The 13,103-nt window shown below is 64.3% G+C and carries 13 protein-coding genes; 8 read left to right on the forward strand and 5 right to left on the reverse strand.

Annotated features, from left to right (window positions below):
- Positions 1–5: 5 nt before the first annotated feature.
- The 4 genes from ABIB90_RS22635 to petA all read right to left on the reverse strand — a co-directional run bounded on the left by ABIB90_RS22635 (position 6) and on the right by petA (position 6,059).
- The gene (locus ABIB90_RS22635) at positions 6–2,171 is read right to left on the reverse strand and encodes an anthranilate synthase component I (protein ID WP_354169732.1); all 2,166 of its coding nucleotides are present in this window, start codon (positions 2,169–2,171) and stop codon (positions 6–8) included.
- A gap of 403 nt (positions 2,172–2,574) precedes the next feature.
- Positions 2,575–3,249, reverse strand: coding sequence for a dienelactone hydrolase family protein (locus tag ABIB90_RS22640; protein ID WP_007595039.1), 675 nt, complete (start codon positions 3,247–3,249; stop codon positions 2,575–2,577).
- Positions 3,250–3,393: 144 nt separating this feature from the next.
- Entirely contained in the window at positions 3,394–5,466 is a 2,073-nt protein-coding gene (fbcH, locus tag ABIB90_RS22645; RefSeq protein ID WP_354201410.1) for a cytochrome b/c1, read from the reverse strand.
- A gap of 62 nt (positions 5,467–5,528) precedes the next feature.
- A complete protein-coding gene (gene petA / locus ABIB90_RS22650; RefSeq protein WP_007595042.1) occupies positions 5,529–6,059 on the reverse strand; it encodes a ubiquinol-cytochrome c reductase iron-sulfur subunit in 531 nt (176 codons plus the stop codon).
- 288 nt (positions 6,060–6,347) lie between these two features.
- Here petA and ABIB90_RS22655 point away from each other — a divergent pair, with 288 nt between their 5' ends.
- The 6 genes from ABIB90_RS22655 (at position 6,348) to ABIB90_RS22680 (ending at position 10,165) form a co-directional block, all read left to right on the forward strand.
- Positions 6,348–6,806 carry a tRNA (cytidine(34)-2'-O)-methyltransferase gene (locus tag ABIB90_RS22655; RefSeq protein WP_007595044.1) on the forward strand — a complete coding sequence of 153 codons (459 nt, stop codon included), beginning with the start codon at positions 6,348–6,350 and terminating at the stop codon, positions 6,804–6,806.
- An 18-nt stretch (positions 6,807–6,824) separates the two neighbouring features.
- On the forward strand, positions 6,825–7,457 hold the full coding sequence (queE, locus tag ABIB90_RS22660) for a 7-carboxy-7-deazaguanine synthase (RefSeq protein ID WP_354169727.1): 633 nt from the start codon (positions 6,825–6,827) through the stop codon (positions 7,455–7,457).
- Between the two features lie 17 nt (positions 7,458–7,474).
- Entirely contained in the window at positions 7,475–7,840 is a 366-nt protein-coding gene (locus ABIB90_RS22665; RefSeq protein WP_354169752.1) for a 6-pyruvoyl trahydropterin synthase family protein, read from the forward strand.
- 119 nt (positions 7,841–7,959) lie between these two features.
- Positions 7,960–8,847: an oxygen-dependent coproporphyrinogen oxidase gene (gene hemF, locus ABIB90_RS22670; RefSeq protein ID WP_354169725.1), complete on the forward strand. Its 888-nt coding sequence runs from the start codon at positions 7,960–7,962 to the stop codon at positions 8,845–8,847.
- The gene (locus ABIB90_RS22675) at positions 8,844–9,590 is read left to right on the forward strand and encodes an HAD family hydrolase (RefSeq protein WP_354169723.1); all 747 of its coding nucleotides are present in this window, start codon (positions 8,844–8,846) and stop codon (positions 9,588–9,590) included. The genes hemF and ABIB90_RS22675 overlap by 4 nt, the downstream gene beginning before the upstream one ends.
- A gap of 371 nt (positions 9,591–9,961) precedes the next feature.
- The gene (locus ABIB90_RS22680) at positions 9,962–10,165 is read left to right on the forward strand and encodes a YodC family protein (protein WP_354169721.1); all 204 of its coding nucleotides are present in this window, start codon (positions 9,962–9,964) and stop codon (positions 10,163–10,165) included.
- Positions 10,166–10,342: 177 nt separating this feature from the next.
- On the opposite strand, the gene ABIB90_RS22685 is transcribed toward ABIB90_RS22680, so the two are convergent.
- The gene (locus tag ABIB90_RS22685; protein WP_354169719.1) at positions 10,343–11,122 is read right to left on the reverse strand and encodes an ArsR/SmtB family transcription factor; all 780 of its coding nucleotides are present in this window, start codon (positions 11,120–11,122) and stop codon (positions 10,343–10,345) included.
- A 248-nt stretch (positions 11,123–11,370) separates the two neighbouring features.
- Here ABIB90_RS22685 and ABIB90_RS22690 point away from each other — a divergent pair, with 248 nt between their 5' ends.
- Positions 11,371–12,780, forward strand: a complete 1,410-nt coding sequence (locus ABIB90_RS22690) for an MFS transporter (protein ID WP_354169717.1) — start codon at positions 11,371–11,373, stop codon at positions 12,778–12,780.
- Positions 12,781–12,821: 41 nt separating this feature from the next.
- Positions 12,822–13,019 (forward strand): DUF1127 domain-containing protein, encoded by a 198-nt coding sequence (locus ABIB90_RS22695; RefSeq protein WP_354127387.1) that lies wholly within the window; start codon positions 12,822–12,824, stop codon positions 13,017–13,019.
- Positions 13,020–13,103: the final 84 nt, after the last annotated feature.

Here is a 13,103-nt window from a genome sequence, read left to right on the forward strand (position 1 = left end):
GCCTCTCAATCAGCGCGCGCATCCAGGCGGAACGCGTTCTCGACAATTCGTAAGCCCACCTCGCCGCTCAGCGACATCAGCGATTCCGGATGGAATTGCACGCCGGCGACCGGCAGGGTCTTGTGCTCGAGCGCCATGGCGACGCCGTCCTCGGTGCTGGCGGTGACGGATAGCACCTCCGGCATGCTGTCACGCTCGACATAAAGCGAGTGATAGCGGCCGATCACGATCTCGTTCGGCAGATTGCGCATCAGCCGCCCGCCGCGCACCTGCACCCGCGAGGGCCGGCCGTGGGCGGGATGCGTGAGCTGCCCGAGCTCGCCGCCGAAATACTCGCCGATCGCCTGGACGCCGAGGCAGACCCCGAACACCGGCAGCTTGTTCTCCAGCGCTGCGTCGATGGTCTTCTTGATCCCGAAATCCTCGGGCCTGCCGGGGCCGGGCGACAGCACCAGCAAATCCCACCGCTTCTGCTTGAGCATGTCGAGCGCATGCACATGGCGGACCACGGTGACGTCGGCGCCGACCTGGCGGAAGTAATCGGCCAGCATATGCACAAAGCTGTCGTCATGGTCGATCAGCAGTACCCGCTTGCCGCTTCCGGTGGCATCGGGCGCGAAGGCCGACAGCGGCTTCGGCGGATCGCCGCGCAGCGCCTGGAACAGGGCCGCGGCCTTGACCTGGCATTCGCGGTCCTCGGCGGCGGGATCTGAGTCGAACAAACAGGTGGCACCGACACGCACTTCCGCGAGGCCTTCCTTCATCCGGATGGTGCGGATGGTGAGGCCGGTGTTGATGCTGCCGTCGAAATTCACCGCCCCGATCGCGCCGGCATACCAGCGGCGCGGCGAGCGCTCGTGATCCTCGACGAACTGCATCGCCCAGAGCTTTGGCGCGCCGGTGACGGTGACGGCCCAGGCATGGGTGAGGAACGCATCGAGCGCATCGAAGCCGGGACGCAGCATGCCTTCGACATGGTCGACCGTGTGGAAGAGTTTTGAATAGGTCTCGATCTGCCGGCGTGCCAGCACCTTGATCGTGCCGGGGACGCAGACGCGCGCCTTGTCGTTGCGGTCGACGTCGGTGCACATGTTGAGCTCGAACTCGTCCTTCTCGGAGTTCAGGAGCTGGCGGATCTGCTCGGCATCGCCGATCGCATCGGTACCGCGCGCGATCGTCCCCGAGATCGGGCAGGTCTCGACCCGGCGTCCGTCCGAGCGCACGAACATTTCCGGTGAGGCCGAGACGAGAAATTCGCCCTCGCCGAGATTCATCAGCGCGCCGTAAGGCGACGGGTTGATGACGCAGAGCCGCTGGAACACTTCTGCCGGCGAGCGGTCGCAGGGCTCGGCAAAGAGTTGCCCCGGCACCGCCTCGAACAGATCGCCACGCGCAAAGGCAGCGCGCGCGGTCTCGACCGTAGCCTGATATTCGCCGGGCGCGTGATCGGCAAAACCCTGGCGCGGTGTCTTGAGGTAGGGGCTCTCGGCGGTCTCGTGGGGCAGGCCCGCGGTGGACTTGCCCTTCCACGCGAAATCGTAAGTGAGCACGACGCCGCGGCCGGTGGCGCGGTCATAGGCGAGCAGCCGGTCGGGGACGTAGAGCACGATGTCGCGTTGGTCGGCCTCGCGCGCGCGCTTCTGCACGAGGTCCTCGATCTGGAACACGAGGTCGTAGGCAAAGGCGCCGAACAGGCCGAGCACGCCGTCGTCGTTGGCGGAGAACGCGGCGACGAGATCGCGCACCAGCGACATCACGCTGGCGCGCCGCGTGCGCTGGTCTTCGTCGATCGGGGCTTCGCCGCGGATGATATGACCGGCAAGGCGCGTGGGCGTCGTCTCGGAGATCACGACGCAGGGTTCGCGCAAGACGTCGGCGAGGAAGGCGATCAGCACCTCTCCGCGCGCATTCAGCGCTTCCAGCTTGAAATTGACGCCAGTGGTCTCGAGCTTGAGCGGCGGATCGGAGAAGCCGAGGTCAAAGCTTTCGTAGCGGCCGGGCACGGTCGTCCCCGACGACAGCACCACGCCGCGGCGACGGTCGAGCAGGTTGACGAGATCGTCGAGCCGGTTGGCGCCGCCGGAAAACTGTTCCGCCACGCGCGTGATCGCAAGCCCCGCGCGGGTCACATAGTCGCTTCGAGCCGGAAGGGCAAAGACGGTCCTGTTCATGGGGTCCTCTTACGAAACTTGTCGAGGGAACGCCACACAGGACAAACGATCAGGCCGCCGCACTGCGTGGGCGACCTCAGACGATTTTGGGAGAATAAATCGCACCGGCCACCTCTTAGGAGGTGCGCCACCAAAGACGGGATGGGCGGACGGCGGTGCTCATGGGCGGATACTCACCATGGCGCGGGGACGGCGTCAAGGGTGGCTGGGCCGGCTGCTAGTCGTCCGTGAGGGACGACACCAATCTCCACCGTCGTCCCGGCGAAGGCCGGGACCCATAGCCACAAAATTGAGTTTGGCGAAGACTCGCAGTGGCAGCTCGCCCCGACCACAAAGTGTTGTGGTTATGGGTCCCGGCCTTCGCCGGGACGACACCGAAATTGTAGCGCGATTGGCGCCCAACCTACCCCAGATGCTTGCGGAAAAACTCCGTCGCCCGGCCCCAGGCCAGCTCGGCGGCTTCGCGGTCGTGCACGGCCTGGCGCTGCTCGTTGACGAAGGCGTGCTCGGCGTCATAGCGGAACAGCTCCAGCGACTTGCCGGCGGCCTTCATGGCCTTTTCGAAGCCATTGACCAGTTCCGGCGTGCACCAATCGTCCTTGTTGGCGAAATGGGCCTGGAGCGGGATCTTGACGTCGGCGGGCTTGGCCGCCTGCTCTGGCGGGATGCCGTAGAACACCACGCCGGCGGCGAGCTCCGGCACATGCACCGCGCCGATGATGGTGACGGCGCCGCCGAGGCAGAAGCCGGTCAGGCCCACCTTGGCGCCGTTGCGCGACAGATATTGCGTGGCGCCGCGCACCGTCTGCGTGGTGGCGTCCATGAAATCGAGCGAGTTCATCTCTTTGCCGGCCGCGTCCGTGTCGTGATACGGCACCACCTTGCCCCTGTAGAGATCGGGCGCGAGCGCATCGAACCCGGCCAGCGCGAAGCGGTCGCACAGGCCCTTGATCTGGTCCGACAGGCCCCACCATTCTTGGATGACCACCACGCCCGGCGCATTGCCGCGCGCGGCATTGGCGAGATAGCCCGATGCGTCCTTGCCGTCCGGGCGCTTGAAGGTGATGGCGGTTCCCATGATGTCCTCCGACGAGTTTTTGGGGAGCGGTTGGCGGCATTTTGGCGTTTGAGCGGGCGATAGGCAATCGCGCCTGACAACACACTCTCGTGCCCAACAAAAAAGCCCCCTTGCGGGGGCCTCTTCATTCTCGCCTCAGGCCGCTCAGTGCGAGTCGGCCCAGACCTTCTTCTTGGTGAAGTACATCAGGCCGGCGAAGATGATCAGGAAGATGAAGACCTGGAAACCGAGGCGCTTGCGCGCTTCCATGTGCGGTTCGGCGCTCCACATCAGGAACGTGGTGACGTCCTTAGCGTATTGCGCGACCGTGGTCGGCGAGCCGTCGTCATAGGTCACCTGGCCGTCGCTGAGCGGCTTCGGCATCTTGATGGCGTGGCCCGGGAAGTACTTGTTGTAGTAGGACCCCTCCGGGATCGTCACACCCTCGGGCGCCTTGTCCTCAAAGCCCTGGAGCACCGCCGAGACGTAGTCCGGGCCCTGCTCCTGATATTGGGTGAAGAAGTCGACAATGAACCAGGGGAAGCCGCGGCCGTAGGAGCGCGCCTTGGTGATCAGCGACAGATCCGGCGGCGCCGCGCCACCATTCGCCGCACGCGCGGCCTGCTCGTTCGGGAATGGCGAGGGGAAATAATCCGCCGGCCGGCCCGGGCGCTCGAACATATCGCCGGCGTCGTTCGGACCGTCCTTGACCTTGTAGTCGGAGGCGAAGGCTGCAGCCTGCGCGACCGAATAGCCGGGACCGCCGGCTTCCGCGAGGTTGCGGAAGGCGACGTAGGACAGGCCGTGGCAGTTGGCGCAGACTTCCTTGTAGACCTTCAAGCCGCGCTGCAATGCGCCGCGGTCGTACTTGCCGAACGGACCGGCGAACGACCATTTGTTGCCCGGCGGCTTGTCGCTGCCTTCGGAGGCACGCGCGCTATCGGCTGAGCCCGCAAACAACGCGCCCGCCAGCGCAAGCACGATCGCGCTCGACACCATCGGCGTCGACCTGCTCCCGGTTTTGGCCAGGACGGCGTCCGAGATCGAGTTCGGCACCGGCCGCGGCTTCTCGATGCGCGAGAGCAGCGGCAGCACGATCAGGAAGTAGGCGAAGTAGCAGAACGTCAGGACCCGGCCGGCGATCACATAGATGCCTTCCGGCGGCTGCGCGCCGAGATAGCCGAGCAGGATGCAGACCGCGACGAAGATCCAGAAGAACTGCTTGGCCAGCGGACGGTACTTCGACGATTTGGTCTTGGCAGCATCAAGCCAGGGCAGGAAGCACAGGATGATGATCGCCGAGAACATCCCGATCACGCCCGCGAGCTTGTTCGGGATCGAGCGCAGGATCGCGTAGAAGGGCAGGTAATACCATTCCGGCACGATGTGCGGCGGCGTCACGCCCGGGTTCGCCGGAATGTAATTGTCGGCGTCACCGAGATAGTTCGGCATGTAGAAGATGAACCAGGCGTAGAGCAGCATGAAGCAGGACACGCCAAACATGTCCTTGATGGTCGCATGCGGCGTGAACGGAACCGTGTCCTTCTCCGTCTTGGGCTCGACGCCATCAGGGTTGTTCTGGCCGGAGACATGCAGCGCCCAGACGTGGAGCACGACGACGCCCGCGATCAGGAACGGCAATAGATAGTGCAGCGAGAAGAAGCGGTTCAGCGTCGGGTTGCCGACCGAATAGCCGCCCCACAAGAGCGTCACGATGCTCTCGCCGACATAGGGGATGGCGGAGAACAGGTTGGTGATGACGGTGGCGCCCCAGAAGCTCATCTGGCCCCACGGCAGCACGTAGCCCATGAAGCCCGTCGCCATCATCAGAAGGTAGATGATGACGCCGAGGATCCAGAGCACCTCGCGCGGCTCCTTGTAGGAGCCGTAATAAAGGCCACGCAGCATGTGGACGTAGACGGCGACGAAGAACATCGAGGCGCCGACGGCATGCATGTTGCGCAGCAGCCAGCCGTAATTGACGTCACGGACGAGCAACTCGACCGACTTGAAGGCGAGGTCGGCATGCGGCGTGTAGTGCATCGCCAGGATCACGCCGGTCAGGATCTGGATCCCCAGCATGAAGGAGAGGATGGCGCCGAAGGTCCACCAATAGTTCAGGTTGCGCGGGGTGGGATAGACCACGAAGGAAGAGTGCATGAGGCCGAGGATCGGCAGACGTCGCTCGATCCATTGCAGGGCCGGATTGCTCGGCTGGTAGTCGGATGGTCCGCTCATGATGCGATCCTGAGGAAATAGTACGACGAGACGGCGCGAAGCTTCGGACGAGGGCCCGAAGCTCAGCCGATCTGGATTTTGGTGTCGGAAACGAACTGGTACGGCGGCACCGGCAGGTTCGCGGGCGCGGGCCCCTGGCGGATGCGGCCGGACGAATCGTACTGCGAACCATGGCAGGGGCAGAAGAACCCGTCGTAATTGCCTTCATGGGCGATCGGGATGCAGCCGAGATGGGTGCAGATGCCGATCACGACCAGCCACTGGTCATGGCCGGACTTGACCCGGGCCTCGTCGGACTGCGGATCGGGCAGGCTCGCCACGTTGACGGCGCGCGCCTCGTCGATCTGCTTCTTGGTGCGGTGGCTGATATAGATCGGCTTGCCGCGCCAGAACACCTTGATGTCCTGCCCCTCGGCGACCGGGCTGAGATCGACCTCGATCGGCGCACCGGCGGCGATGGTCGACGCATCAGGATTCATTTGGGAAATGAAGGGCCAGAGCGCGGCTGCGCCCCCTACTGCTGCAGCTGCCCCCGTTGCAACGAATAAGAAATCACGGCGTGTCGGATGGTCCGCCGAAGACGCTGTCGTCACGATTCCAACCCTTTCTTCTTATGCAGCCGGCGGAACCGCTCCGGGAGCCCCCAAGGTCCCCAGAACAGCCTGCCGGCGCCCGCGGCCCCCCGCGGCGGCAGAACTTCACGTGCCCCCACCAAAACAAGGCGAAAACAGCAGTCCAGAATCGTTCTATTGGCACCCTTGCCGGGCGAGCGCAAGCCCGCTATCGGCGCGGGAGCGTGCAATGCACGAATTCCCCGGCCAGCGATGTTTTATTGAGACATTTCCGGCCCGCACCGAACCGAGACAGCCCATGCACAGCCCATGCAGATAGCGCTTTTCCAACCCGACATCCCCCAGAACACCGGCACGATTCTCAGGCTCTGCGCCTGTCTGGGCGTGGCCGCCCACATCATCGAACCGGCGGGCTTCCCCGTCTCCGACCGGCATTTCCGCCGGGCGGGAATGGATTACCTCGATCAGGTCAGCATCGTCAGGCATGACTCCTGGTCAAAATTCGAGCAATGGCGCGCGGCGCAGGGCGCCCGCCTGCTGCTGTTCACCACCAAGGGGGCGACCGACTACCGCGATTTCCGTTACCAGACGGCGGACATCCTGCTATTCGGGCGCGAGAGCGCCGGCGTCACCGAGGCGGTGGTCGAGGCCGCCGACGCGCGGCTGGTGATCCCGATCGCCCCGGGGCTGCGGTCGCTCAATGTCGCCATGACCGCGGCGATGGCCGCAGGCGAAGCGCTGCGGCAGCTCCGGAACCCGCAAGTTTGATATGTTGAGGAGAGACGGTTGAGTTACGCGGTCAAGGAAATCTTCCTGACACTGCAAGGCGAAGGCGCCCATGCCGGGCGCGCGTCCGTATTTTGCCGTTTTGCCGGCTGCAATCTCTGGAGCGGGCGCGAGGCGGACCGCGGCGAGGCGACCTGCAAATTCTGCGACACCGATTTCGTCGGCACCGACGGCACGCTCGGCGGGCGCTATGCCTCGGCCGCGGACCTCGCAGACACCATCGCCGCGCAATGGACGGCCTCCACCGACAACCGTTACGTGGTGCTCACCGGCGGCGAGCCGCTGCTCCAGGTCGATACGGCGCTGGTCGACGCGCTCCATGCCCGCGGCTTCGAGATCGGCGTCGAGACCAACGGCACGATCGCCCCGCCCGAGGGGCTTGACTGGATCTGCGTCAGCCCGAAGGGCGGCAGCGATCTGGTGATCCGGCGCGGCCACGAGCTGAAGCTGGTCTATCCGCAGCCGCTCGCCATGCCGGAGGCCTTCGCGGGCCTCGCCTTCGAACGCTTCTCGCTGCAGCCGATGGACGGGCCCGAAGTCGCCCAAAACACCGCAGGCGCAATCGACTATTGCCTGAATCATCCGCAATGGCGGCTCAGCGTGCAGACGCATAAATCGCTCGGTATCAGATAGGATTGGTTTTCGAACAGATGTGGGAATTGACGAAATCGTTTCGCTTCGAGGCGGCGCACTCATTGTCGGGAACGACATTCGGCGCTGATAGCGAAGAGATCCACGGCCACTCATTCCGCGCCGAGGTGACGTTGCGCGGCACGCCGGACCCTGCGACCGGCATGGTGGTCGATCTCGGCCTGGTCCAGCGCGCCATCGAGGATGTGCGCATGACGCTTGACCATAAGTACCTCAACAAGATCGAGGCGCTGGGCACACCGACGCTGGAAAACCTCTCGCGCTTCGTCTGGGAGCGGCTGGCCCCTATCGGCAAGCTCACCCGCGTCAGCATCCACCGCGACAGTTGCAACGAGAGCTGCACCTATTACGGTCCGCAAGGGTGAAATTCGTAGGGTGGGCAAAGCGTAGCGCGCCCACCATTCAAGATAAACGGTGATAGATGGTGGGCACGGCGCAAGTGCGCCTTTGCCCACCCTACGAGCCCGTTCGTTGGGATTTGCATATGGACGTTTCTACGATCGAAGACCGCAAGACCCGCGCACGCGCCTGGTTCGAAGCCCTGCGCGACGACATCTGCGCGAGCTTCGAGCGGCTGGAGGACGATGCCCCGCAAAGCCTCTATTCGGGCGAGCCCGGCCGCTTCAAACGCACGCCGTGGCAGCGCACCGATCATACCGGCGCGGCCGGCGGCGGCGGCGTGATGTCGATGATGTCAGGCCGCCTGTTCGAGAAGGTCGGTGTGCATTGCTCGACCGTGCACGGCGAATTCGCGCCCGAGTTTCGCGCGCAGATTCCCGGTGCGGCGGACGACCCGAAATTCTGGGCCTCCGGCATCTCGCTGATCGCACATCTGCGCAATCCGCATGTGCCGGCGGTGCACATGAACACGCGCTTCGTCGTCACCACGAAAGCCTGGTTCGGCGGCGGTGCCGATCTCACGCCGGTGCTCGACCGCCGGCGCACGCAGGACGATGCCGACAGCGTCGCCTTCCACGCCGCAATGAAACAGGCCTGCACGCAGCCGAACGGCGTCGCCGATTACGACAAGTACAAGAAGTGGTGCGACGAGTATTTCCACCTGCCGCACCGGAAAGAGGCGCGCGGCATCGGCGGCATCTTCTACGACTGGCACGACAGCGGCGACTGGGACGCCGACCTCGCCTTCACCCAGGATGTCGGCCGCGCCTTCCTGAAGATCTATCCCGACATCGTGCGGCGCAATTTCGCGACGAGCTGGACCGCGCAGGATCGCGAGGAGCAATTGATCCGGCGCGGCCGCTATGTCGAGTTCAACCTGCTCTACGACCGCGGCACCATCTTCGGTCTCAAGACCGGCGGCAATGTGGATTCGATCCTGTCGTCGCTGCCGCCGGAGGTGAAGTGGCCATGACGACGATGAAGCCCGCAATGAGGCCGCTGCCGCGCGCCATGCTGATCGACATGGACGACACCATTCTGTCGGCCTATGCGCGGCCCGAGATCGCCTGGAACACGATCACAGCGGAGTTCGCGGAGGAGCTCGCGCCGCTACCGCCGCAACTGGTCGCAAGCACCGTCCTGGCGTTCGCGAAAAACTTCTGGGCCAATGCGGACGCCTCCTGGCGGATGAAGCTCGCCGAGGCCCGGCATCTCACCGTCAAGGGCGGTTTTGCCGCGCTCGCGGCCGCCGGTCATCGCGCCCTGCCCGACGACCTCGCCATTCGTCTCGCCGACCGTTTCACCGCCTATCGCGAGGAGGAGATGTTCGTCTTCCCCGGCGCGCATGATGCGATCGACAAATTGAAGGCGCTCGGCATCAAGCTCGCGCTGGTGACCAACGGCGCCGCCGACACCCAGCGCGCCAAGGTCGAGCGGTTCGAGCTGGCGCATCGCTTTCACCACATCCAGATCGAGGGCGAACACGGCTTCGGCAAGCCCGAGGAGCGTGCCTATCTGCACGCGATGGACGCGCTTGGCGTCACCGCTGGGGATACCTGGATGATCGGCGACAATCTGGAATGGGAAGTCGTGACGCCGCAGCGTCTCGGCATCTACTCGATCTGGATCGACGTGCATGGCGACGGCCTGCCCGAAGGCTCGATCGTCAAGCCCGACCGCATCATCCGCTCGCTGACAGAACTGGTGCCGGGCTGACTGCAATCAGGGTGCGTAAACAAAAACATCGAAAACAACCCCATGCACAGTAGACGGCCGCAGCAAAATCAACGACTTGCGGAAAACGCGAACTGCGGATCCGACGAAATCGGTTGCTCCGTCGGGCAAAACAGGCGCATGGTGTCATGGTCGCGACGCACGGGACGGAAGAGCCCTTGCGCCATCCATCGAACAGGCGCCATTGCCTCTCGTGATGGGATCGCTCCGGCCTAAAGCTCTCTGATCGACGTTTCAGCAGCACGGCCGGCGGATGCGCGCTACCGCAACACATCCACTGACCGAGTAGCCCGTGATCGGCATGTCATGCCGGTTTGCTAGCTTCTCCGTCAATCAACCCGAAAGGACCATCCATGGAACTAAAAGCCGGCGATATCGTCATGCTGAAATCCGGCGGGCAGCCGCTCACCGTCGCGGACGTGAAGGGCGACGACGTGATCTGTCTCTGGATGGGCGCGGAAGGCGATCTGTTTCGCGAGACGCTGCCGCTCGCGGTCCTCGATCGACTGGAAGAGCTCGACGAAGACGAAGACGAGGACGACGAAGACGAGGAGTAGGCGCGGCTGAGGCCGCGTCAAGGTTTGATCGTAGCGCACAGCTCCGGCGCGCGTGATGTCCGCTTCTTCGCCAACAATGGCGCGGTAGCGGACATCGCTGCAGGGCGCAGAACGGCCACAATGGAGCGCATCTGCCTTAGCTCCGGTCACCACAGCCTAAAATGGCTAATCGCGCTACTACCTCCGTCCGGGAGGCGCTGACTCGACCGTTATAGCTGATACCCGGCCTCCGGATAGTGATCCAACACGCCCATCGTGACCGTCCGTCGGGGGTACGCCCTCAATGCCGAACCTTGTGGCGAGTTCTCTAACGCCAACCGGGGTTACGACGAGCGCTCGGCTATCCCTGACGTGCTCGACCCAATCGTGCTCGAGAGCGTGATCAAGAATGGCGGCGCCGACTGCCCCGGCCAGATGCGGCCGGCGCTCGCTCCAGTCGAGACAGGGGCGACAGAACACCCGGCGCTTAGAGGCGAGGCCAAGATCGACGCCCAACTCATTGAAGAATGACCGGCCGGCGTCGGTGAGTTGCCCGCCATCCTCGTCGAGCAGAATAAACGACTGTTGGACCAACCGGTCGGCGATTGCGACGGCGATGCGGCCGGCCATGTGGTCATAGCACGTGCGCGCGTGCCGGAGCGTTTCTCCACCGCGCCAGAGATTGCGCTGCCGGGCGGGGCCGTCCTGCGCCACGACCATGAGACCTTCTAGCACGCGCGCGACGTGCGGAGAGGCCAGGCGGAAATATCGCCGTCGGCCCCGCTTTGCGAGCGCGAGCAATCCCGCGTCGCTGAGTTTCGCAAGATGGCCACTCGCTGTCTGCGGCGCCACGCCAGACACATAGGCGAGCTCCGAGGCGGTCAACGTTCGGCCATCCATCAGCGCGCTCAGCATGTTGGCCCGCGCCGGGTCGCCGATGACCGCTGCGACTTGGGCGATTTTGGGTCCCGTGTCCATGCCCTTCTCGTATGCCGATAAGGACGCAGTGCCAAGCACGGATACTTCGGTCAAGACCGTAGTGTTTCCGCGAGACTGGATCGATCACGAAACATAGGTTGCCCGGACGCCAGTAGGCCCGGTGAAGAAATGCCGCGACGAGGAGAAAGATCATCCCGCGGCTCCGAGTATTCGGTTGGTATCGAATGACCATCGCGAAGTGGGCTGATCAGGGCCGTCAAATTCTCGCAGGCAACTGAGTGTGATCAATGCCAACAACTTCGTTCAATACAAGACAGCCGGAACTAGCCCACGCCGACAACACGTCATCCCGCTCGCCTCTCGCGACGGCGCTGGCACTTGCTGCCACGAGCCTCGGCCTTGGCGTGGTGCAGCTCGATATCACCATCGTCAATACTGCGCTGAGCAGCATCGGCACTTCGCTCGGCGGTAGCGTGGCCGAGCTGCAATGGGTGGTGACCGCCTATACCATCGCATTCGCGGCCTTCATTTTGACCTCCGGCGCGCTCGGTGACCGCGTCGGCGCCAAACGGATATTCATCGCGGGCTTTGCGATCTTCACGTTGGCTTCGCTCGCCTGCGCGCTGGCGCCGTCGGCGATATTCCTGATCGCCGCACGCTCCGTGCAGGGCCTGGCAGCAGCGATCCTGGTGCCGAACTCGCTCACGCTGCTCAATCATGCCTATGCCGATCCGAGGGCGCGCGGCCGCGCGGTCGGCTTCTGGGCCGCAGGTGCGAGCGTCGCACTGACTTCGGGGCCGTTTGTCGGCGGCGCGCTGATCGCGCTGGTCGGCTGGCGAGCGATCTTTCTCGTCAACCTGCCGATTGGCGCCGCCGGCCTCTGGCTTGCCTGGCGTTATGCCGAGGAGACGCCGCGGCTCGCGCAGCGCGAGATCGATCTGCCGGGACAGATCGCGGCGATTGCAACCCTCGGCACGCTGGCCGGCGCCCTGATCGAAGGCGGCGTGCTCGGCTGGAGCCATCCGCTCGTCATCATGGGCTTCGTGGCAGCGGCCGTGATCGGACTCCTGTTCGTATGGCGCGAGGCGTGCGCGCCACAACCGATGCTGCCACTCTCGCTGTTCCGCCACCGCGTGTTTGCGCTGACCGCTCTGGTCGGGCTCCTCTTCAACATCGCCTTCTACGGCCTGATCTTCGTGCTCAGTCTCTACTTCCAGAAAATCAATGGCTGGTCGCCGTTCGCAACGGGTCTCGCTTTCGTTCCCATGATGGGCATGGTGCTGCCCGCCAACCTCGTCGCCGCATCGGTCAGCGAGCGCCTCGGCGCGCCGCAAACCATTGCACTGGCTTGTGCGATTACTGCCGCGGGCTGCGTTGCGCTGCTGCCTATGGCCTCAGGCACCAGCTACGGGGCGATCGGCACTCAGCTTGTGATCCTCGGCGGCGGGCTCGGCTTGCTCGTGCCGTCCTTGACCTCGACGCTGCTCGGCAGTGTCGAGAAGTCGCGATCCGGCATCGCCGCGGGCGTTTTGAACGCAACGCGGCAGACCGGCAGCGTGCTTGGCGTTGCCCTATTCGGCTCGCTGGTCGGAGACAACAACGTGTTCATTGCGGGCGCACATACCTCGCTGCTCATTTCGGCCGCTGTGTTGCTCGCCGGTGCGGTCGCGATCTGGCTTGGCCGAGCAAAGGACTGACGGTGAAAGGGAGGGGCCGATCGACCTCATATGGTGCCCGGATGTCGAAGACCGTGGGGTCCGACGGTTCGCAGCTTTCTGACGCAGTGAAGCGCGCGTTTGTCACACTGCAAATTTGGCGCGAACGGGTTCGGCAGCGCCGCGAATTGGCGCAATGGACTGACCACGACTTACATGATGTCGGATTGTCCTGGTCTGACATCGCTCTGGAAATCAAAAAGTCCTTCTGGCGGGCTTGAATAGCACTCGGATAGAGCGGCCTCCTGCGCGACGAGGCCGGCCAAAGAAGGCGGACCCTTGTCCAACTAAATTCTTCCGCTTTT

Source organism: Bradyrhizobium sp. JR4.1 (genome assembly GCF_040548605.1).
Taxonomy (GTDB): Bacteria; Pseudomonadota; Alphaproteobacteria; order Rhizobiales; family Xanthobacteraceae; genus Bradyrhizobium; species Bradyrhizobium canariense.

What these genes read in the sequence shown, in the direction of transcription:
- ABIB90_RS22655 (WP_007595044.1), top strand. Translation starts at nt 6,348, where the DNA reads ATGCAGATAGCGCTTTTCCAACCCGACATCCCCCAGAACACCGGCACG.
- fbcH (WP_354201410.1), bottom strand. Translation starts at nt 5,466, where the DNA reads ATGAGCGGACCATCCGACTACCAGCCGAGCAATCCGGCCCTGCAATGG.
- ABIB90_RS22685 (WP_354169719.1), bottom strand. Translation starts at nt 11,122, where the DNA reads ATGGACACGGGACCCAAAATCGCCCAAGTCGCAGCGGTCATCGGCGAC.
- ABIB90_RS22690 (WP_354169717.1), top strand. Translation starts at nt 11,371, where the DNA reads ATGCCAACAACTTCGTTCAATACAAGACAGCCGGAACTAGCCCACGCC.
- ABIB90_RS22675 (WP_354169723.1), top strand. Translation starts at nt 8,844, where the DNA reads ATGACGACGATGAAGCCCGCAATGAGGCCGCTGCCGCGCGCCATGCTG.
- ABIB90_RS22680 (WP_354169721.1), top strand. Translation starts at nt 9,962, where the DNA reads ATGGAACTAAAAGCCGGCGATATCGTCATGCTGAAATCCGGCGGGCAG.
- ABIB90_RS22665 (WP_354169752.1), top strand. Translation starts at nt 7,475, where the DNA reads ATGTGGGAATTGACGAAATCGTTTCGCTTCGAGGCGGCGCACTCATTG.
- ABIB90_RS22640 (WP_007595039.1), bottom strand. Translation starts at nt 3,249, where the DNA reads ATGGGAACCGCCATCACCTTCAAGCGCCCGGACGGCAAGGACGCATCG.
- ABIB90_RS22635 (WP_354169732.1), bottom strand. Translation starts at nt 2,171, where the DNA reads ATGAACAGGACCGTCTTTGCCCTTCCGGCTCGAAGCGACTATGTGACC.
- hemF (WP_354169725.1), top strand. Translation starts at nt 7,960, where the DNA reads ATGGACGTTTCTACGATCGAAGACCGCAAGACCCGCGCACGCGCCTGG.
- ABIB90_RS22695 (WP_354127387.1), top strand. Translation starts at nt 12,822, where the DNA reads ATGTCGAAGACCGTGGGGTCCGACGGTTCGCAGCTTTCTGACGCAGTG.